Here is a 21,110-nt window from a genome sequence, read left to right on the forward strand (position 1 = left end):
TGTTGTTTTATTATATCGTAGATGATGATGAAGTTTTCCGTTCTATGCTTTCGCAAATTATTGAAGATGGAGATCTTGGGGAAGTAATTGGAGAGTCGGAAGACGGAGCTTTTATTGAAGCGGACCAACTGAATTTTAAAAAAGTAGATATTTTGTTTATTGATTTATTAATGCCAATGCGAGACGGAATTGAAACAGTTCGTCATATTGCGTCCGCTTTTACTGGGAAGATCATTATGATTTCTCAAGTTGAATCGAAGCAACTTATAGGTGAGGCGTATACACTTGGAGTAGAATATTATATTACAAAGCCACTGAATAAAATTGAAGTTGTATCTGTTGTACGAAAAGTAATGGAGCGTATTCGTTTGGAGCGTTCTATACATGATATTCAAAAATCATTGAATAACGTTTTTAAGTGGGAACAGCCGCAAGTTCGAAATGAGCCAATACAAGAAGGGAAGAAAATAGCGGATTCAGGGCGCTATTTATTATCAGAACTCGGTATTGCGGGAGAGAACGGAAGCAAAGACTTGCTTAGTATGTTGGAATATTTATATGGGCAGGAAAAGGCACAAACATTTGAATTTGGATTTCCTGCGTTAAAAGATATTTTCCATCATATTACAATAAGAAAATTAGGGGATGTAGCTTTAGATACGGATATTGATAAAGAGAAGAAAGCATCTGAGCAAAGGGTAAGAAGGGCGATTTATCAATCGTTAAATCACTTAGCTTCCCTCGGGTTAACAGACTTTTCGAATCCAAAATTTGAAAGCTATGCTCCGAAATTTTTTGATTTTACTATAGTTAGAAAACGGATGACAGAAATGACGAAAGATGAAGTAGCGGCTTCTGGTCATATACGTATTAACACGAAGAAGTTTATTCAAGTGTTGTATTTTGAGGCAAAACGGTTGATGGAGGTAGAATGAAAAGAGATAAGTGTTTCAGATTGTAGACAAAGTCTTGTTCAAATGACATTGAGTTTCTTGGTGCTCAACACGCTTTTGACTCTCTTTTTTCATTAGAGTTGGAATAGAAGCAAAAAATAAATATAATATGGTTAATGCACCAACGGGGAGGAGGACAGGGCATGAATAAAGAAGAAAAGATCATAGTGGGTTTCAGGGACTTATATAATAAGATTGTTTGGCTTAATAAGGATAAGATGGAAGACAGTCTTAAGGGGTATAATTCTTCTGAAGTACATTGTATCGAATACATTGAAAAAAATGTAGATTCTAACGTGACAAAACTTGCGGAGTCCTTTTATATGACTCGCGGTGCCATAAGTAGAATAACAAAAAAACTTATAAAAAAAGGCCTTATCGAAAGTTATCAGAAGTCGGATAATAAGAAAGAAATCTATTTTAGGCTTACTGAACAAGGGAAAGTAATTTATAAAACACATGAGGATCTGCACAAAGAGTTTGAAGAACGGGATAAAGTTGTGTTTGATCAAGTAACCGAGGAAGAATTTGATAGTATACTTAGCTTTGTGGAAAAGTATAGTAGACATTTAGATACAGAAATAAAGAAACAAGGTGTACATATTAAGTCGTAATCTATTTAAAAAATAAAAATGAAACGAAAGGCAGTCCAAGGATGGATTGCTTTTTTATTGTTGTGATTTTGTTGACAGGGAAACAAAATGGAGTTATTGTTTTGTTGATAAGGAAACAAAAATAACTGTTGGGGTGAGAATGTAAATGTCCAAATTCAGATCACATAATGAACATAATACGGAAAGAGTCATAGATAAACACGCCTTACTATTCGGTCTTATCTCTGTGTTTCTTTGTGGAATAGGATTCAGCATTATAATACCTGTCGTTCCATTTTTAGTGCAGCCGTATACAAGTAATTCGGCAGAACAAGCGGTCGTCGTTACGCTATTAACTTCTGTTTATGCAGTCTGCGTATTTTTTGCGGCTCCCGCACTTGGAGCTTTGAGTGATAAATATGGTCGTCGTCCATTACTTTTAGTATGCCTTTTCGGTTCCGCAATCGGGTACTTAGTTTTTGGCATAGGAGGAGCTCTATGGATACTATTTGCTGGACGCATAATAGAAGGTATAACAGGAGGGAGCATAAGCACTATCTTCGCATATTTTGCAGATATTATTCCTCCAGAACAAAGAACGAAATACTTCGGATGGATAAGTGCGGTTGTAGGAGTAGGCACTGTTATTGGACCAACTATAGGTGGATATCTTGCCAAGTTTGGTTATTCTGTACCTATGTATTTTGGAGCAATCATAACTTTATTAAATGTTGTTTATGGAATCTTATATATGCCTGAGAGCCTTGACAAAAATAATAGATTGAAAGAGATTACCTTTGTAAGATTGAATCCATTTACACAACTTGCAAATATACTTTCCATGAAAAATTTAAAATGGCTACTTGTCTCAGCATTCTTACTTTGGATACCAAATGGATCTTTACAGGCAATTTTTTCACAATTTACAATGGATACTTTTAGTTGGAAGCCTGCGTTAATCGGACTTATATTTTCAATTATGGGATTCCAAGATATCATTTCACAAAGTTTTATAATGCCAAAACTTTTGACAAAACTTACTGATAAACAGATAGCAATTCTCGGAATGGTTTCGGAGATTATAGGTTATAGTCTTATTGCAGCATCAGCTTTGTTCTCATTTTATCCGTTTCTTATCGCTGGAATGTTTATATTTGGTTTTGGTGATTCCATCTTTGGACCTTCATTCAATGGGATGCTCTCGAAGTCTGTCGATTCTAGTGAACAAGGAAGGATTCAAGGAGGTAGTCAATCTATTCAAGCTTTAGCAAGAATGGTTGGGCCGATCATTGGAGGTCAAATTTATGTTTCACTTGGGCATGCCGCACCTGCTTGTATGGGGATCATCCTTCTACTAGCCGCAATAACAGTCTTATATAAGGGCACGCATGAAAATATGTAAATTATCTACTTTATCCTCTTATTATAGACAGTAAGCCCCCTGCATCAAAATATGCACATCCATCTCTACGGTGTGTGTGTGAAAAACCTTTATCACTCTTTTTCATAAAATCATATCTTTTAAATTATTGATGCGATGGCCAGTAAAACTTTTACATGAAAAATGTAGAAGATATTTAAATACTATGCTGGAACCTTTCAGAATCGCCTGTATAATAGGCGGTTTTAAGAGTTTAGGGACAAGTGCTGAAACTCTATTTGCTTACAGTCTGAGGCGTTTATAAATAAGTATCTTTTTTGTTAAACCAACATTTTATATTTTCTCGTGAAGCATGTAAAATGTTAAGTAAGAGAAAATGGTTTTACAGTAAGGAAGTGTCAAAGCAATGAGTTTTACATTAAATAAATCGATTATTAAAGAAGTGTGCGGAGAGACCTCATATAAAAGAGGCGAAGCTTATTATAAATCAAATAAAGTAATAATAAATCATTATGATGAAAATAAAGAAATTTGCGAGGCAACAGTAAAAGGAAACGAAGATTTTCATGTTACAGTCGAAAAAATTAAAAAGGGTGATGTTGTTGCGAAATGTAGTTGTCCTTCATTAGCGTCTTTTCAAACGTACTGTCAACATGTTGCAGCAGTATTGATACAAATAAATTATAATCAGCAAACGGGTGGAATGCGCCGAGCTAGTAGTGAACACATGAGCGGAAATGATCAATTAACAAGTGGGATGTTTCAGTTGTTTGCAGACAAGCCACTGAGACCGAAAAGTAAACAACATCGTTTTGATACACGTGAAATACTTCATGTTGAATTTATTTGTACACCAGTAGTTACGAAACAAGGTGGAGCGCTTCTAGGAATGCAGCTGAAACTTGCCAAAACGTATTTCGTAAACCAGATTAGAGAATTTCTTTTTAAGGTGGAGAGAAGAGAACTTTTTAATTGTTCCAATGAGTTTACATATACACCAGATGTACATAGCTTTAAACAAGATACAGATGCGATTATTCAGCAACTTATTAAAATTCATCATAATGAAAAAATGTATGAGGATACGCTAGAAGTACATGCAAAACAAGATGATAGCATGATTTTAATACCGCCAGCGTCTTGGGGGGATATGCTGTCTTTACTTTCTAAAGTTGAGTGTGTGAGACTGAATCAAAATGGACAATCTTTTCATGGTTTACAAATTTCAAAAGGACTCCTTCCATTACATTTTGAGTTTAATAAAGGGAGTAACAGTGGGTTTACGCTTTATATTGATGGCTTACAACGAGTTGAGGTAATGGATACGTATAGTTATGCTCTATTTGGAGGGAAACTGTATCAGTTGAACGCTGAGGATTGCAAGCGGCTTATCGAATTACAAAAAATGATGAACCGCTCTAGTAGTAACCAATTATACATTCCGGCAGATAAGATGGAATATTTTGTAGCGAAAGTTGTACCAGGTTTAATGAAGCTAGGAACTGTACGAATAGATGAGGTAGTATCAGATCGTGTTGAAACACCCGTATTAAAAGTGAAATTATATTTAGATAGAGTGAAAAATCGCTTGTTAGCAGGTCTTGAATTTCACTATGGAAACGTCATAATTAATCCGTTAGAAGAGGATGGACAGCCGTCTGTTTTTAATCGTGATGAGAAAAAGGAAAAAGAGATTTTAGATATTATGAGTGAAAGTGCCTTTGCGAAAACGGAAGGCGGTTACTTTATGCATAATGAAGAAGCTGAGTACAATTTTTTATATCACGTCGTTCCAACATTAAAAGGTTTACTTGATATTTATGCGACGACAGCAATCAAATTACGAATTCATAAAGGAGATACAGCTCCTCTTATTAGAGTTAGACGAAAAGAGAGGATAGACTGGTTGTCATTTCGTTTTGATATAAAAGGAATACCGGAGGCGGAAATTAAAGGAGTATTAGTAGCTCTTGAAGAGAAACGGAAATATTACCGATTAGCGAACGGTTCTTTATTATCACTGGAGAGTAAAGAGTTTAATGAAATTAATCAATTTGTAAAAGAAACGGGTATTCGGAAAGAATTTTTACATGGGGAAGAAGTGAATGTTCCGCTTATCCAGAGTGTAAAATGGATGAACGGACTTCACGAAGGTAATGTTTTAAGTTTGGATGATTCTGTTCAAGAGCTAGTAGAAAATATTCAAAACCCGAAAAAATTGAAATTTGCTGTGCCAAATACTTTACATGCAGAAATGCGAGAGTATCAAGTTTATGGATTCGAGTGGATGAAAACACTCGCCTATTACCGTTTTGGGGGCATTTTAGCAGACGATATGGGACTCGGGAAAACACTGCAAAGCATTGCTTTTATAGACTCTGTTTTGCCTGAAATTCGAGAGAAAAACATGCCTATATTAGTAGTCTCTCCGTCGTCCCTCGTCTATAATTGGCTGAGTGAATTGAAAAAATTCGCCTCGCATATTAGAGCAGTTATTGCAGATGGAAATCAAATAGAGCGCCGAAAAATTTTAAAAGATATAGCAGAATTTGATGTCATAATTACGTCATATCCATTGCTGAGAAGAGATATAAGGTTGTATGAAAGGCCGTTTCATACACTATTTCTTGATGAAGCACAAGCGTTTAAAAACCCTACAACGCAAACTGCAAAAGCGGTGAAAACGATTCAAGCGGAGTATCGTTTCGGATTAACAGGAACACCTGTAGAAAATTCGTTAGAAGAGCTATGGTCTATCTTCCATGTCGTCTTCCCAGAATTATTACCAGGAAGAAAAGAGTTCGGTGATTTAAGGCGTGAGGATATAGCGAAGCGAGTGAAACCATTCGTATTAAGACGATTAAAAGAGGACGTATTAAATGAGTTGCCAGATAAAATAGAGCATTTACAGTCATCGGAGTTATTACCAGACCAAAAGAGATTGTATGCAGCTTATTTAGCGAAATTAAGGGAAGAAACGTTAAAACATTTAGACAAAGATACGTTACGTAAAAATAAAATTAGAATTTTAGCTGGTTTAACGAGATTACGACAAATTTGTAATCATCCTGCTTTATTCGTTGATGATTACAAAGGCAGTTCAGCTAAATTTGAACAACTGTTAGAGATTTTAGAAGAATGTAGAAGTACTGGGAAGAGAATTTTGATCTTTTCTCAATTTACGAAGATGCTTTCCATTATTGGTCGTGAGTTAAATCGTCAAGCGATTCCATACTTTTATTTAGACGGGAGTACACCAGCGCAGGAACGTGTAGAGCTATGCAATCGGTTTAACGAAGGTGAAGGCGATTTGTTTCTTATTTCTTTAAAAGCTGGTGGTACGGGTCTTAACTTAACTGGTGCAGATACAGTGATATTATATGATTTATGGTGGAATCCAGCTGTCGAACAACAAGCAGCAGATAGAGCATATAGAATGGGACAAAAAAATACGGTGCAAGTTATTAAGTTAGTAGCCCACGGAACAATTGAAGAGAAAATGCATGAACTACAAGAAACGAAGAAAAATTTAATTGCTGAAGTAATTGAGCCAGGAGAAGGGAAATTATCCTCCATAACTGAGGAAGAAATTCGAGAAATTCTTATGATTTAAAATAAAAAAAGCTATGCTTTCAAATTTATGAGAGCATAGTTTTTTTGTTGTAATAATTATATTTTGTTTTGAACAAAGTAAAGAAATCAAATGGTATTTAAATTACTTCTTTGTGCCTTTACTTTTGTATGGCTTTGCTGCTTTCTTTTTCTTTGCACTTGATTGCCAACGGTTCCATCCTTTACTTCCTGTACCTTGTCCTACACCTTTTTTCGGTTTCGCTTTCGTTTTGCTCATATGATCACTCCGTTATATAAAAATCTTGTTTGATAATAGTCAATGAATTAGAAAATACTCTTGATAAATGACTATGTTTGCTTTAAGTAAAAACAAACTGCTTGAATGCTATAGTATATCATGAAATTGCAAGTAAACTGAAAGGAATTACAAAGAAAATGAAAATAATAAGAAATACTGCGGATTCTATATTTCGAACGATTACACTAATTGTTGTGTATACGTTAGTTTCGGTTAGTGAAACATTTTTTGGATTGACGAGGCAGAAGAAGTAAAGATGTTAAATTAACAACAATCAATAAAGCCGTAAAATATAGAATTGAAAAATATTTTAAAACTTTTTGTTGACTTTCTTTGTTTTTTGTATAGAATAATCATTAATAAAATGTTTCAGAGATGTGACAACAAAACGACTATGAAAGGACGAGTAGTAGTAGGACGTAGTCTAAGCGAGTCAGGGGTGGTGTGAGCCTGATACGAAGCCTATTATGAAGAACCTCCTGGAGTTGCTAACCGAAACCCTTTATAGGAAAGTAGACTTAGCCGGGCACTTCGCCGTTACAAGAAGAACAGTATCGAGATCTTCATCTCCGTACTGTATAAGTGAGCAACCTCTGTTGCTAATTTGGGTGGTACCGCGGAACCAAAGCCTTTCGTCCCAGTTTTTTGGGGAAGAAGGGCTTTTTTTGTTGGCTTCTTTTCACAACATCCAAACATTTTAGGGGGAAACCACCATGTATCAATCATTAATGACAGTAAGAGAGACTCAAATCGCAATTAAGGAAGTTAAAACATTTTTCGAAGACCAATTAGCAAAACGTCTTGAACTATTCCGCGTATCTGCACCATTATTCGTAACAAAAAAATCAGGATTAAACGATCATCTAAACGGTGTAGAACGTCCAATTGAATTTGATATGTTACATTCAGGAGAAGAATTAGAAATTGTTCATTCACTAGCAAAGTGGAAACGATTTGCACTACATGAATATGGATATGAAGCTGGTGAAGGTTTATATACAAACATGAACGCGATTCGTCGTGATGAAGAGCTTGATGCAACACATTCCATTTACGTCGACCAATGGGATTGGGAAAAAATCGTTCAAAAAGAATGGCGCACTGTAGATTACTTACAAGAAACAGTACGAACAATTTATGGAATATTCAAAGATTTGGAAGATCACTTATTTGAAAAATATCCGTTCCTTGGAAAGTATTTACCAGAAGAAGTTGTTTTCATTACTTCCCAAGAGCTAGAAGATAAATATCCAGAATTAACGCCGAAAGACCGTGAACATGCAATTGCAAAAGAACACGGTGCAGTCTTCATTATCGGAATTGGTGATGCACTTCGTTCAGGTGAAAAGCATGACGGACGCGCAGCCGATTATGATGATTGGAAATTAAACGGTGACATTTTATTCTGGCACCCAGTATTACAAGCTTCATTCGAATTATCATCAATGGGAATTCGTGTTGATAGTAAATCACTTGATGAACAATTAACAAAAACGGGTGATGATTTCAAACGTGAGTATGATTTCCATAAAGGTATTTTAGAAGATGTACTACCATTAACAATTGGTGGTGGTATTGGACAATCAAGAATGTGCATGTACTTTTTACGCAAAGCACATATCGGTGAAGTTCAATCTTCTGTATGGCCTGACGATTTACGTGAAGCTTGTAAGAAAGAAAACATTCATCTGTTTTAATTAATATAAGTGAGAGGGAGAGTAGCTTGAAAATAGAGTTACTCTCCCTTTTTTTATTGTGTAAACTAGTGGTTTACAGTGCGTGTTACTAATAGTTTCTTTCTTTTTTATCTCCTTTTATGTAATAATTTGTTAAAGGAGGGGGCGTTATGAGTATAGGAGAACAGCTAAAAAAACTACGAGAATCAAAGGAGTTTTCGCAAGAGGATGTTGCTAAAAAAATTGGTGTGACGAGGCAAGCGGTTTATAAGTGGGAAAATGATAAAAGTTACCCTGACATTGATAATTTAATTTTACTGAGCGAAATGTACAACGTTACGCTAGATGAGTTAATAAAAGGGAATCAAAGCTTTAAAGAGAAAATACATATTGATGAAGAAGAGGCGGATTTTGAGAAAGAGAATGAGTTTGGTTTTTATATTGGATGTGGTTTGCTCATTATGAGTGCGTTCATTGAGTATGAAAAAATACAGGTGGTTGTATTAGGAATTGCACTATTCATGATGGTCTTTTACTCGGATGTGAAGAAAATTATTTTCAATGAATATAGATCATTTTTTCAAGGGAAAGAGAGAAACGATATGTGTGATAAGAAGTAAGAAGAGTCAACTATATTTCCTAGGAAAGAGTTTAAAGAATAATATCATTGTTTTATAATGATTTTTGGATATCGATAATATATTAAAAAGCTGTTTGCGTAGAGTCTTGAAATCTATGCAAACAGCTTTTTATTTATATAGGAAAGAAATAGATTAATATGTTTTTGTAAGTTACAATAAAAATATTAAATTAGCTCATTTGCACTAAAGGCTCAATTTTCGCCATAAATGATTGATGAAGTGCTTCCACACCTGTTACTAAATGAAGGCGGTCAATAACGACAGACACTTTAATTTCAGATGTACTTACCATTTTAATATGAATATCTTCTTCTTTTAAAGTAGTGAACATATTCGCAGCAACACCTGGATTAGATACCATACCAGATCCTACAATTGATACTTTTGCTAAATGATTTTCATGTTCTACAGACTCATAGTGAAGATCTTCTTGATTCTGTTCCAATACTTCTAGTGTTTCTTGTAAGTCATTAGAATGGATAGAGAAGGAAAGATGAACAGTTCCTTCATTTGTAATACTTTGAATAATAATATCTACATTAATATGTGCGTTAGCTAACGTAGAGAAAATTGTTGAAAGTGAACCTTGCTCTAATCCTTTCACTGTGACACGTGTAATATTATCTTCAAAAGCAATACCTTTAACGATTGATTGTTGTTCCATGTTACATTCTCCTTTTACAATTGTTCCGTTTTCTTGTTCCATACTTGAGCGAACTTCTAAAACGACATGATGATTTTTGGCAAATTCAACAGCACGTGGATGTAATACGCCGGCGCCGAGGTTTGCCAGTTCTAACATTTCATCATAAGAAATTTCATCTAATTTGTAAGCTGTCTTTACAACTCGTGGATCCGTCGTGTATACGCCTGTTACATCCGTATAAATATCACATTTGTTCGCTTTTAGTGCCGCTGCTAATGCAACAGCTGTCGTATCAGAGCCACCACGTCCAAGCGTTGTAATTTCATTTTTTTCACTGATTCCTTGGAAACCAGCTACGATAACAATCGTGCCTTCAGTAAGATAAGACTGAATACGCTCAACGTTAATGTCAGTAATCCGTGCACTACTGTGTACAGATTCTGTCGTAATACCAGCTTGCCATCCTGTTAATGAAATTGCGTTATAACCTTTTGCTTGTAGTACCATTGTTAATAATGAAATAGTTATTTGTTCTCCTGTAGATAGAAGCATATCCATTTCACGTTTGCTTGGATTTTCCGCAATAGCGTTAGCAAGTGCTACAAGTTTATCTGTGCTTTTCCCCATTGCTGAAACGACAGAGACGATACTATGTCCTCGTTCATATTCTTCAATAATTAAATTTGCCACATGTTGAATGCGCTCAACACTTCCGACAGAAGTACCACCAAATTTTTGTACAATCGTTTCCATTACGAATTCCTTCTTTCGTCCATTTTTAAGAATAGATTAGGACATATATAAATCCCAATATTCCTGTAGTTACCAGAGAGAAAAACAAAAAACACCATCTCAAATAAGTGAGGATGGTGCTGTTACAGGAAAAGGGAAACAGAAAACGGAGCTAATAAAAAAACCGCCAAAAAAGGAATACCATGAAAATGATATCTCTTTTTTGTAGATAGCTCTTCATACGTACACGTCTGTACATATGACAGTTCTGTTTCTATTCGAAAACAGCCCCAATTGATAAATGCAGAGAAATTTATCAATTTCGGCAACACTTCCTTTCATCCAATTTCATAGACATCTCTGTGTCTCCATTAGAATACTCATAAGTATTGCAACCTCTATCTCACGTTTTAGGCGAGAGTGTTTGATTTATGAAGTTGTTGGTAACATTTGTTTTATAATAATTTAAATTATTCAGGGAATCAAGTGTTTTATATATATTTTCAAAATTCTTTCTTTTTAGAGATGAAGTTTGTGAAAAATGTAGCAAAATACATATATTACATGTACATTAAAAATATAGAGTATAGGAGGTCGGAGTATGAAAAGAAAAAGGCCTATTTATGTTGCGACAGAAATGAAAACAACAATAGAGAAATTATGGGAATATACGCAAGAACCAGACCTACATACAGAGTGGGATGCTCGTTTTACTGAAATCTCGTATTTAGAGAAAAAAGAGGGAGAACCACAGAAGTTTTTATATAAAACAAAGATAGGATTTGGGCTTGAAATAGGCGGAGAAGGGGAATCGATAGGTGAAATAAGAAAAGAAACTGGTGAACGGATTTCTTCTTTGAAATTTTGGACAGACAATACATTATCACTTATACGAATAGGGCGTGGTTATTGGAAGTATACACCGCATAAAGAGTGTATTCATTTTGAAACGCAATATGATTATGATACGAGATATGGTCGTATAGGAAATGTGATTGATTCATATATGTTTCGTCCATTATTAGGTTGGGCGACTGCTTGGAGTTTTGATGCCTTAAAATTATGGTTAGAAAAGGGGCTTCATCCTAGGTTACTAATTAGAAGAACAATGACGTATTGGCTCGTATGTTTTTTATTTGCTTTTGTATGGATGTATCAAGGAATAGTACCGAAACTAGTGTTTACTCATTCAGAAGAACTAAAAATGCTATCTGTGATGATTGGTTCAACTGAACATAGTATTTTTGTACTTAAAATAATTGGATTACTAGAAATTATTTTTGGTGTCATATGGTTGTTGCCATTTCAAAAACGAAAAGTATTTGTCGTACATATTTTTATGTTAATAGCCTTAACGTTAGCGGCAGGATTTACGAATATCGCAAGCTTTACAGGGCCGTTTAATCCGATTACATTAAATGTTCTTCTAATGGGGTTATCAATTGTCGGTTATATAAATAGTTTCGATTTACCAAGCGCGAAAAATTGCAATAGGGCGAGAAAGGGACAAGTGTATGGCTAATATGTATGAACGATTATTAGGGGATACCTATAAAAATCTTCATCCTGAATTGCAGAAGCGTTATGCGATTACAGAAGAGAATAGTTTTACAGGGGAAGGAAAGATGGATGAAATTTACGGTGGCTCTTTTTTCGTAAAATTTATATTGAAAATTGCATCGAAGTTTCGAATGTTTTTCTCGGAACGAGGAGAGGAAATTCCATTTACGATACAAAACATAGCTGAGCGAGATGAATATGGACAAGAATTAGTAAGGTGGAACCGTACTTTTTATTTTCATAATAAGAAAAGATATTTTAACGCAGTTATGCAATTGGATGAAAACGAAAATGAAATTGTAGATTATTTTGGCGAACCACATTTACTCGTTTCTACACTGCATTTTCATATCGATGAGTTAGGGGCAATGCATATTTCTTCAAAGGAACAATGGTTTTATATGTTTGGAAGAAAAATGCCGTTACCAAAATTTTTGTATGGTGAGGCAAAAATTGTTGAAAGTTATGATGAAACACTTAAGTGTTTTCGAATTCATGTACAAGTACGAAACCCGTTAATTGGTTCGCTTTTTTCATACAAGGGAACATTTGTAGAAAGGGAATAAACGATATGAAAAATATAATATTTGGGCTTGCTTGTTATGTTGTTTTTCTAATATGTGAGTGGTCGAATATAAATCCTGTTGAAGCAATTATATTATTATCTGTTTTATTATTTATACCGATGTCTTTTTGTATTATTGATAAAAGAACAAGAAATGGATCGTATTTATTATTTTATAAATTCGTATCGTTTTTATATCCAATCGCAGCAATTTGCGCAATGCTAGCTTTCGTCACAAATCACTATTTATTTGCGCTAGTTTGGTTTGTATATACAGGAATTGTTGCGTTATTTGGTGTAAGTAGATTGCTAGAAAGAGGATGGAAGCCGTTAGAGGAGACCGTCATAGATAGTGCGTTTATTTATTTGTTTTTAGGTGGTTTTTGGTTTTTTGCTTCAGTAGCAAAACTTTCAATTATGCATTTTAGCTCTGACATTGTTTTACTCACAGCTGCACATTTTCATTATTCGGCGTTTTTATTGCCATTATCAGCTGGTTTAATAGGGAGAAAAAGAGAAAAGAGAAGTAAAGTGTATGATGCTATTATGTTTATCATCATGATTTCACCTATGACAGTTGCAATAGGAATTACATATTCGAGGATATTAGAATTTTTTGCAGTTGTGATATATTTATGTGCTATTTATGGATATGGTATTTACGTTTGGAAAGCGAAATTTAATGCTATTCGTGCAAAGGTTCTCTTAATCATTTCGTCTAGTACGCTCATGGTTACAATTATGTTCTCACTCATATATTCATACGGAAATTTAAAACAAGTACTGACGATTACAATTGCTCAAATGGTTTGGATTCACGGTGTGGTAAATGGCATTGGAGTAGCATTACCAGCATTTGTAGGTTGGATGATTGAAAAGAGTGCTCCAAATTATAAGTACTATGGGAAACCAATGAGTAGATTAAGAGGAAGCGTGAGAATTGGTGGGACATTTTTACAGAATGGAAATTTAGTAGATAGTAAGGAATACAACGGTTTAGTTGATAAAATAAATGATTTTCATAGTGAGTCATTTGACGTGACGAAGGTTCCTTTAAGTATGATTCGTTTTTATGAAAATACAGCAGCGTATGAGTTACAATCGAATATTAAATGGGCTCGTTGGTTCCGTCCATTTGCATTTTGTTATACGAAAATGAGTAAACGAGTAGGACAAATACATTTAGGTATGGGCGATAAGTGGGAAACAATGTATGGCTCTATCATAGGTGTAAATGATGAGAAAGATGGAAGAGAGAATGTAAGGGCTTGGCTAAGGGAAAATGAAGCAGGAGAGTCTATTTTTTTGGCTCTGTATTCAAAACATACGCATAAGAACGAGACATATATGAATATCGCATTGCCTTTACCTTATTCGAATATGACAGGTATTTTAAAAGTATGTAATGATAGCAATGATTTAATCATTACTAGTAAGTTGAGAGAAAATAGTAAGGGAGATGAGGGGATTTATCTACATACTGGTTTCTTTACAATCCGTTTACCGTTAACAGAGATTTTTATCATTAAAGAGGGAAAGGGTCACATGCTAACTGCTCACCATAAAATGTGGATATTCGGAGTTAAGTTTTTAGAAATTGATTATGAGATTAAGAAAATAGAGGTGAAGTAAGAAAAGCTTGGAGGGATTCCAAGCTTTTTTACGTATGGGTAATTGTCATAGCGACTTGTTTATCTAAGTCTCGGTCCCAAACACGTTGAATTTCAAACGTGCCTTTTTTAAAAAATAATGGGAATCTTTCTTTAAACCAATCTTGCATAGGAAGATTGAGTGCTGTATCGATTGGCACCCATACTAATTCACCCTCAGGAGGATTAATAAGAAGCTCGCCTTCAAATGAGTCTGTCCAATAGTTGAATACCATATATCGAACATGCTCCTTAGGATTTACATATTCGTCTACCCCTTTAAAAGTTAAATTAGAAACGTGTAGTCCAGTTTCTTCTTTCACTTCTCGTATAGCAGCTTGGACGATACTTTCTGGGAAATCTACTTTTCCGCCAGGAGCTATATAGCCAGGAAAGCCTCGATGATTGGGACGTTTTAAAAGTAAAATTTCATTGTTACGCTGGATCATACACATTGTATAGATCTGGTGCTCGATGTTAGGTGAATTGGAAGGCATGACCATATTTTCTCCCTTGTATTTTTTTGATAATTTTACCATAAATATAGTAGTTTCATATTATAATTTAAAATAGAATATTAATATTTTTCAGATGTTTATTATAGAGTTTATAGTTAAGTGAAAAGAGGTGAGGAAAATGCAGGGAGAAATACAAACCCAAAAAGGTTTAGGATATGTCGGAAAATTACTGTTGCCAGTCAAAGTATCACGGCATTTTAAGTTTTTGTGGATTGGACAATTGCTTTCAACTTTAGGGAGTTCTATAACAATGGTTATTTTGCCAGTCGTTGTTTACTCACTAACTGGTTCAACAGTTGTAATGGGGATGACTATGGCAATGTATATGCTACCTAATATTCTTGCTTTACCGTTTGCAGGGTTAGTTGTAGATCGAATTGATCGAGTAAAATTAATGTTATTTACGGATATAATCCGCTGTATAGTAATGCTATTACTTGCATCGCTTATATTTACGGATTTGTTAACGATTAGGCTGTTATATGTCCTCGTTGCCGTATATGGACTTATGGAAGGGATATTTCAGCCAGCATATTCTGCCGTGAGGGCGAAAGTATTCGTACCTGAAATTCGCAATGCAGCTAATGCATTAACGCAAATGAGTAATCAAGGCATACGGTTAATTGGACCAGCACTTGGTGGATTAATCGTTTCAGTTGCATCTGCTGGGATAGGATTTGGATTAGATGCAGCAACGTACTTATTATCATTTTTATGTTTATTATTTTTAAAAGAAATTAAGTTTAAAAAAATAAAATCGATTGAAAAGAGTAAGGTTGATTATAAAAAGGAGTTTATGGAGGGTGTTTTAGTTTTAAAAAGTCATCCGTGGCTTTGGATTACAATCTTAGTTTTTTCTTGCGTAAATATTTGTTATGCCGGCATTATCGTCGTATTAATTCCATGGTTATTTAATATTCATCATCATTTTGAAGCTTACGTTTACGGACTGGGAATGGCATCTTCTGGTGGCGGTGCTGTAATTGCCGCATTAATATTTGGTGGGAAAGAGCGGTGGCACAAGAGAGGGTTACTGGCCTATGGAGGTGTTTTAATTAGCGGCTTCGCTCTATTAGTTATGCCTTTTATTTCTTGGGCGCCTGCTTTAATATTCTTAATGGCAATTGAAGGATTCGGTATGATGATATTTGGACTCATTTGGGAAACGAGTTTACAAGAGCTCGTACCGGAAGAAGCTTTCGGAAGAGTAGCAAGCCTTGATATGTTAGGTTCTTTTGCTTTATTGCCATTAGGATATGTAGTTGTTGGTTGGTTAGCGAATGTAATAGGCGGAGAGGTAACTATATTAATGCTAGCATTATTCGTAATCTTTACAATTGTAATTGCTCTATCTGTCCCAAGTATTCGTAAGTTTGATTAATAATTTGAATGAATAATGAAAGGAGTTATTTTATATGGTTGTAGATTGCCTCAACGAATTTTTAGAATCGGAACTACAAGGCGAATATGTTGTAAAAGAACAGGTATTTGATACGAAGAATTTTACTGTATATATTGTGACTCCTGTTGATAATAAACTAGAGTATGAACGGCTCATATTACTGAAGCATCTTTCTAATGAAGAGCCTTCTGTACATATATGGGAAACATGTATTTGCAAGAAAGCAACGAAAATGGAAATTGCAAAAGAAGTGACAGAAGCGATCCAATCGGGTTTCATAAAAAAAGACTAAGCCATACTTAAAATAAGGCTTAGTCTTCATTAAATACAAATGTTTGTTTCATTTTTTTACCCTCATTTACCGGATGACCATTGTAAGAGAAATTCTTTTCTTCCCAAGTAATAACGACTTTAAAATTATGGCTATTAAAGTCTAATGGAAATACCATGTGGTCAAAGCTTGTATGACTTTTTGAGATGTTTTCATCAGATGTAGTAGGTGTAAAGGTAGCTTTAGATGTAGGCGTGTTATCAAGTATTTCTACAGATACATTTGAAACATCAGTACCGATATTTTTTACGAGTAAACTATACGTATCATATACACCTTGTTTTGACCGGATTACTTGTTCATTTGAGTTATGAGATTTATCAATTTCGATATACCATTGTTTAGACTTTAACACAATTGGTAGCGATTGAAATGTGTAAGCGCTAGCTTGCATTGGTAGTACTACACAAATAAGCACAAAGAGAAAGAATATTTTTCGTTTCATTTTTTGAGAACTCCCATTCTGTAACGGATTTATTTGTTATTATCTTCTCTTTATAAGAGGATATACCATTTAATGTAAGGGTGATTGTTAAGAATTATTACATTTGATTCATATGCTAATACACATCAAACGCAATGAAAAAAAAGGAATGGTGAACATAAGGGGAAGCGTATGTTGAGAATATTAATAAGTATGGGGAGCAGTGTTTTTCTGCAACTATTATTTTTGTATATAGTTATTTCTGGACTCTTATTAGACTTTAATCCTTGGTATGCAGTAATTGTGTATATAAGTATTGCGATACTTAGTTTTATTTTAGGTATATATTCAATTGTCAGTTCTGTAAGAGAAAGTTCAAATGTTACGCTGCTTACAATACCAATAGGAGTTGTAACTACATAATTTTCAGTAGTAATCATTGGCTTTACAGTATTTGCTTATTTTTTACTAGAAGGGGGATTCCCCCAATCATTCGATTGTAAAATGTGAAAATCGCTTCTAACATTCCACTAAACATATCTCCGATTGCAGGCACGGTTATTACAGTTGTTTTAATTGCTATATTCTTTATGAAAGCTGTGAGCAATAGAAAAGGGAATATCGAGGTAGATGTAAAGTTAGAGTGAAAAACTGTGTAGAGATTTTCCTGCACAGTTTTTTGTAATATGAAAAATTTACCAAAAATATGTTAAAATAATATTATCATACAACAAGGGGGATTTGTTTTATGGAAAATGGGCATCTTGCTAAAGTAGATTTAACGAAAAAAATTGAATCAAAATCTAAGTACAATAAGAAACTCGAAAAATATCAAAGGCGCTTATTAGCATTACAGCAAATTTTAAAAGAAGAAAAAATCGCGGTTATGCTCGTTATGGAAGGTTGGGATGCGGCTGGTAAAGGTGGGGCAATTAAGCGGGTGACGGAACATCTTGACCCGCGTGGTTTTCAAGTAACTCCAATTGGAGCGCCTGCACCTCATGAAAAACGTTACCATTATTTGCAACGTTTCTGGCGCAAAATTCCACAGTACGGGCAAATTACTATTTTTGATCGCTCATGGTATGGTCGTGTGTTAGTTGAGCGTGTGGAAGGATTTGCTACAAAGGAAGAGTGGATGAGAGCATATGATGAGATTAATGATTTTGAAAAACTATTAACAGATGACTATTACATAATAGGGAAGTTCTTCTATCATATTAGCAAAGATGAACAGTTAAAAAGGTTTAAAGATAGAGAGAATAATCCTTTGAAGAGATGGAAAATTACAGACGAAGATTGGCGTAATCGTGAAAAATGGGACGAGTATGTTGAAGTAATGGAAGAAATGTTTGAAAAAACAAATAAGCCAAATGCGAAATGGCAAATTATCGCGAGTAATGATAAATTATATGCACGTTTGAAAACATTGAAAGTGATTATTTCATTAATTGAGGATTATTTCTTAGAGCATGGTATAGAATTACCTTCTTATTATTATGAAATGAAAGAAGGTAAGGCAGAGGGCTTTGAAAATAATCAAGATGTAGTTGTAAAATAGTCGAAAGTTTGAATGTAAAATATAGGAAAATCTACCCTGTGATTTTGGGAGCCCCTCGGTAATGAGCGAAACATAAACCGTGGGGTTCTTTACATTAATAAATAAACTGTAGCATTTTAAATTTTGGAATTTTGTTGTTCTATAGTACATTAACAAGAGGTATTAGTTTTATAGAGAGGGTGAGGAAATGATAGAGACAGCAGATGCTTCAATACGTAATCGTATGTACACAGAAGAAGAGCAACAAAAATTATATAAACGAACATTAATAATCGTAAGTATTTCACAAATGTTCGGTGGAGCGGGATTAGCTGCTGGAATTACAGTAGGTGCACTTCTTGCGCAGCAAATGCTTGGGACAGATGCACATGCAGGATTACCGGCTGCTATGTTTACAATGGGGTCTGCGGTAGCGGCTTTCTTTGTTGGGAAGTTATCGCAAAAATATGGTCGCCGAATAGGACTTGCAACAGGGTTTATAGTAGGGGGGCTAGGGGCTATTGGAGTTGTATTGGCTGCTTTAACAAATAGTATTATTTTATTACTAGTCTCTTTACTCATATATGGTGCAGGTACAGCGACGAATCTACAAGCTCGTTATGCTGGTACCGATTTAGCAGATAAGAGACAACGAGCAACTGCTATTAGTATTACGATGGTTATGACGACTTTCGGTGCAGTTGCAGGACCGAACTTAGTAGGCGTAATGGGAGATTTTGCCCATTCAATCGGAATTCCTAACCTTGCAGGTCCGTTTATATTATCAGCAGCGGCATTTATACTGGCGGGTCTTATCCTTTTTATTATGCTTCGTCCAGATCCATTAATTATTGCTAACATAATAGAAATATATAAACGAGAACATACATATAAAGGGCAACCAGTAACAGAAGAAGTGAAAGAAAACAAACGAGGTATTACAGTTGGAGCAATCGTTATGATACTTACTCAAATAGTGATGGTTGCGATTATGACGATGACGCCAGTTCATATGGGGCATCATGGTCATGGTTTAAGTGCAGTAGGGCTTGTAATTGGTTTTCATGTAGGTGCAATGTATCTTCCGTCTCTCGTTACAGGAATGTTAATTGATAAAATCGGACGAACTACGATGAGTATAGCTGGTGGAATAATTTTATTAGCGGCGGGTGTCATAGCTGCGATGGCGCCGAGTGATTCTTTACTATTATTAATTGTTGCTCTGTCTTTACTTGGGTTAGGTTGGAACCTCGGTTTAATAAGTGGCACAGCTCAAATTGTTGATGCAACTATACCTTCTACACGTGCAAAAACACAAGGCAAAATAGATGTATTTGTTGCGTTAGCTGGGGCTTCTGGTGGAGCGATGTCAGGTATGATAGTAGCGAATTCCAGTTATGCCGCATTATCATTAGCGGGAGGAGTGCTAGCATTATTGCTTATTCCTATTGTGATATGGTCTCGAAAAGGGGCGAGAAATTAAATGAGAAAGAGGTTCTAGTTACTAATTAGAACCTCTTTTTCAATACTTAACTTAAATCCCACTCCACAATAAGCCCTAAATGCGTAAGTCCACCGCCAAATCCGTATAGCAAAAGTGTATCTCCGTTATTTAATCTTCCTTTTTTTCTAGCTAAATCTAAAGCGAGTGGAATAGAGACGGAAGATGTATTCCCCATATCTTCCACACTCGTTAATGTTTTTTGAATAGATATTTTTGATTTTTCGCAAATAGATTCAATCATTCTTAAGTTAGCACTATGTGGTATGAACCAGTCTATATCATCTATTTGCAAATTTGCAGTATGTAATAGTTCTTTTATGCCGTATGGTACTGTTCGTACAGCCCATTTATATATTTCTCTTCCGTTTTGAACGATTTTTTCATTTGTTTGTAGTGGTGTGCCATTCATAGTAGTAGATAAGTTTGTTCTGTATAGATGAATACCACCGTTACCGTTTGTTCCCATGTGAGCAGCAATAAAGCTTGGTTTGTTTTCATCTCTTTCTAATAAAATAGCTCCAGCGCCATCACCGAACAAAATACAGGTCGTTCTATCGGTGTAATCAGTAACTTTAGATAATGTCTCTGTCGCTATGACGAGTACTTTTTGATGTGATCCAGAAGTGATTAAGCTATTACCGACATGCAGTCCGTATGTGAAACCAGCGCAAGTCGCATTTAAATCAAAAGCTAGTGTATGAGGTATGTTGAAGTATTGTTGTATTTGGCAAGCGACACTAGGAAAAACATAGTCAGCAGTAGTTGTAGCAACGATGATACAGTCAATATCTTCTAAGTTTTTCTTATATGTTGTACACAAATTTTCGACTGCTTTAATGGCTAAGTGTGAGGAGTATTCGTCTTCGTTAGCAATTCTTCTTTCTTTCATGCCTGTTCTTTGCACAATCCATTCATCGTTCGTATGGACCATTTTTTCTAAATCGTTATTAGACAATATTTGATTTGGAACATAAGTACCAATTGCGGTAATACGAGATTTAGAATTCATAGGGACATCTCCTAACTTATTTTTTATAACCTTATACTAATACCAGGTTATAAAAAATGTCAATAAAGACTTTTATTGTATGGAAACGATACTGTTTAATTTACTCTGGAGGAAT

Annotated in this window: 18 protein-coding genes, 1 riboswitch and 1 other annotated feature; of the genes, 13 read left to right on the forward strand and 5 right to left on the reverse strand. The window is 35.0% G+C overall.

The window, feature by feature from the left end; genetic code table 11:
• Positions 1–2: 2 nt before the first annotated feature.
• The 4 genes from JDS92_RS05330 (at position 3) to JDS92_RS05345 (ending at position 6,540) form a co-directional block, all read left to right on the forward strand.
• Positions 3–935, forward strand: a complete 933-nt coding sequence (locus JDS92_RS05330) for a response regulator (protein WP_097958981.1) — start codon at positions 3–5, stop codon at positions 933–935.
• A 161-nt stretch (positions 936–1,096) separates the two neighbouring features.
• Positions 1,097–1,567, forward strand: a complete 471-nt coding sequence (locus tag JDS92_RS05335; protein ID WP_199631612.1) for a MarR family transcriptional regulator — start codon at positions 1,097–1,099, stop codon at positions 1,565–1,567.
• 145 nt (positions 1,568–1,712) lie between these two features.
• Positions 1,713–2,948, forward strand: a complete 1,236-nt coding sequence (locus JDS92_RS05340) for an MFS transporter (protein WP_199631613.1) — start codon at positions 1,713–1,715, stop codon at positions 2,946–2,948.
• A 385-nt stretch (positions 2,949–3,333) separates the two neighbouring features.
• Positions 3,334–6,540: a DEAD/DEAH box helicase gene (locus tag JDS92_RS05345; protein WP_199631614.1), complete on the forward strand. Its 3,207-nt coding sequence runs from the start codon at positions 3,334–3,336 to the stop codon at positions 6,538–6,540.
• Between the two features lie 102 nt (positions 6,541–6,642).
• Here JDS92_RS05345 and JDS92_RS05350 read toward each other — a convergent pair whose 3' ends face one another.
• Positions 6,643–6,777, reverse strand: coding sequence for a DUF3934 domain-containing protein (locus JDS92_RS05350; protein ID WP_000047591.1), 135 nt, complete (start codon positions 6,775–6,777; stop codon positions 6,643–6,645).
• A 406-nt stretch (positions 6,778–7,183) separates the two neighbouring features.
• Positions 7,184–7,441: a binding site (T-box leader), on the forward strand.
• Positions 7,442–7,511: 70 nt separating this feature from the next.
• Here JDS92_RS05350 and asnA point away from each other — a divergent pair.
• Both asnA and JDS92_RS05360 read left to right on the forward strand, forming a co-directional pair.
• Complete coding sequence (gene asnA, locus JDS92_RS05355) at positions 7,512–8,495, forward strand: aspartate--ammonia ligase (RefSeq protein WP_000284901.1); 984 nt, start codon at positions 7,512–7,514, stop codon at positions 8,493–8,495.
• Between the two features lie 149 nt (positions 8,496–8,644).
• Positions 8,645–9,094 (forward strand): helix-turn-helix domain-containing protein, encoded by a 450-nt coding sequence (locus JDS92_RS05360; protein ID WP_000021945.1) that lies wholly within the window; start codon positions 8,645–8,647, stop codon positions 9,092–9,094.
• A 190-nt stretch (positions 9,095–9,284) separates the two neighbouring features.
• Here JDS92_RS05360 and JDS92_RS05365 read toward each other — a convergent pair whose 3' ends face one another.
• Entirely contained in the window at positions 9,285–10,514 is a 1,230-nt protein-coding gene (locus tag JDS92_RS05365) for an aspartate kinase (RefSeq protein WP_199631615.1), read from the reverse strand.
• 201 nt (positions 10,515–10,715) lie between these two features.
• Positions 10,716–10,902: riboswitch (Lysine riboswitch) on the reverse strand.
• Positions 10,903–11,094: 192 nt separating this feature from the next.
• Between JDS92_RS05365 and JDS92_RS05370 the strand changes: the two genes are divergently transcribed.
• From JDS92_RS05370 to JDS92_RS05380, 3 genes are read left to right on the forward strand one after another with little or no spacing between them, the layout of a single operon-like run.
• Positions 11,095–12,015: a DoxX-like family protein gene (locus tag JDS92_RS05370; RefSeq protein ID WP_199631616.1), complete on the forward strand. Its 921-nt coding sequence runs from the start codon at positions 11,095–11,097 to the stop codon at positions 12,013–12,015.
• Positions 12,008–12,619: a DUF4166 domain-containing protein gene (locus JDS92_RS05375; protein ID WP_000002649.1), complete on the forward strand. Its 612-nt coding sequence runs from the start codon at positions 12,008–12,010 to the stop codon at positions 12,617–12,619. Before JDS92_RS05370 ends, JDS92_RS05375 begins: the two co-directional genes overlap by 8 nt.
• A 5-nt stretch (positions 12,620–12,624) precedes the next feature.
• The gene (locus tag JDS92_RS05380) at positions 12,625–14,250 is read left to right on the forward strand and encodes a YndJ family protein (protein WP_098711711.1); all 1,626 of its coding nucleotides are present in this window, start codon (positions 12,625–12,627) and stop codon (positions 14,248–14,250) included.
• Positions 14,251–14,278: 28 nt separating this feature from the next.
• Here the strand turns inward: JDS92_RS05380 and JDS92_RS05385 are convergent, their stop codons facing one another.
• Positions 14,279–14,764, reverse strand: coding sequence for an 8-oxo-dGTP diphosphatase (locus tag JDS92_RS05385; RefSeq protein WP_097954141.1), 486 nt, complete (start codon positions 14,762–14,764; stop codon positions 14,279–14,281).
• A gap of 139 nt (positions 14,765–14,903) precedes the next feature.
• On the opposite strand from JDS92_RS05385, the gene JDS92_RS05390 reads away from it, so the two are divergent.
• Both JDS92_RS05390 and JDS92_RS05395 read left to right on the forward strand, forming a co-directional pair.
• On the forward strand, positions 14,904–16,166 hold the full coding sequence (locus JDS92_RS05390; protein WP_199631617.1) for an MFS transporter: 1,263 nt from the start codon (positions 14,904–14,906) through the stop codon (positions 16,164–16,166).
• A 34-nt stretch (positions 16,167–16,200) separates the two neighbouring features.
• Positions 16,201–16,479: a hypothetical protein gene (locus JDS92_RS05395; protein ID WP_000259572.1), complete on the forward strand. Its 279-nt coding sequence runs from the start codon at positions 16,201–16,203 to the stop codon at positions 16,477–16,479.
• A gap of 19 nt (positions 16,480–16,498) precedes the next feature.
• Here the strand turns inward: JDS92_RS05395 and JDS92_RS05400 are convergent, their stop codons facing one another.
• Positions 16,499–16,963, reverse strand: coding sequence for a hypothetical protein (locus JDS92_RS05400; protein WP_000823157.1), 465 nt, complete (start codon positions 16,961–16,963; stop codon positions 16,499–16,501).
• A 727-nt stretch (positions 16,964–17,690) separates the two neighbouring features.
• Between JDS92_RS05400 and JDS92_RS05405 the strand changes: the two genes are divergently transcribed.
• Together JDS92_RS05405 and JDS92_RS05410 are read left to right on the forward strand one after the other, a co-directional pair.
• Positions 17,691–18,503, forward strand: a complete 813-nt coding sequence (locus JDS92_RS05405) for a polyphosphate kinase 2 family protein (RefSeq protein ID WP_097958990.1) — start codon at positions 17,691–17,693, stop codon at positions 18,501–18,503.
• A 187-nt stretch (positions 18,504–18,690) separates the two neighbouring features.
• Positions 18,691–19,965 (forward strand): MFS transporter, encoded by a 1,275-nt coding sequence (locus tag JDS92_RS05410; RefSeq protein WP_199631618.1) that lies wholly within the window; start codon positions 18,691–18,693, stop codon positions 19,963–19,965.
• A gap of 46 nt (positions 19,966–20,011) precedes the next feature.
• On the opposite strand, the gene JDS92_RS05415 is transcribed toward JDS92_RS05410, so the two are convergent.
• Positions 20,012–20,995 (reverse strand): ketoacyl-ACP synthase III, encoded by a 984-nt coding sequence (locus tag JDS92_RS05415; protein WP_097958992.1) that lies wholly within the window; start codon positions 20,993–20,995, stop codon positions 20,012–20,014.
• Between the last annotated feature and the right edge of the window lie 115 nt (positions 20,996–21,110).

Source organism: Bacillus cereus group sp. N12, from assembly GCF_016483575.1.
Taxonomy (GTDB): Bacteria; Bacillota; Bacilli; order Bacillales; family Bacillaceae_G; genus Bacillus_A; species Bacillus_A toyonensis.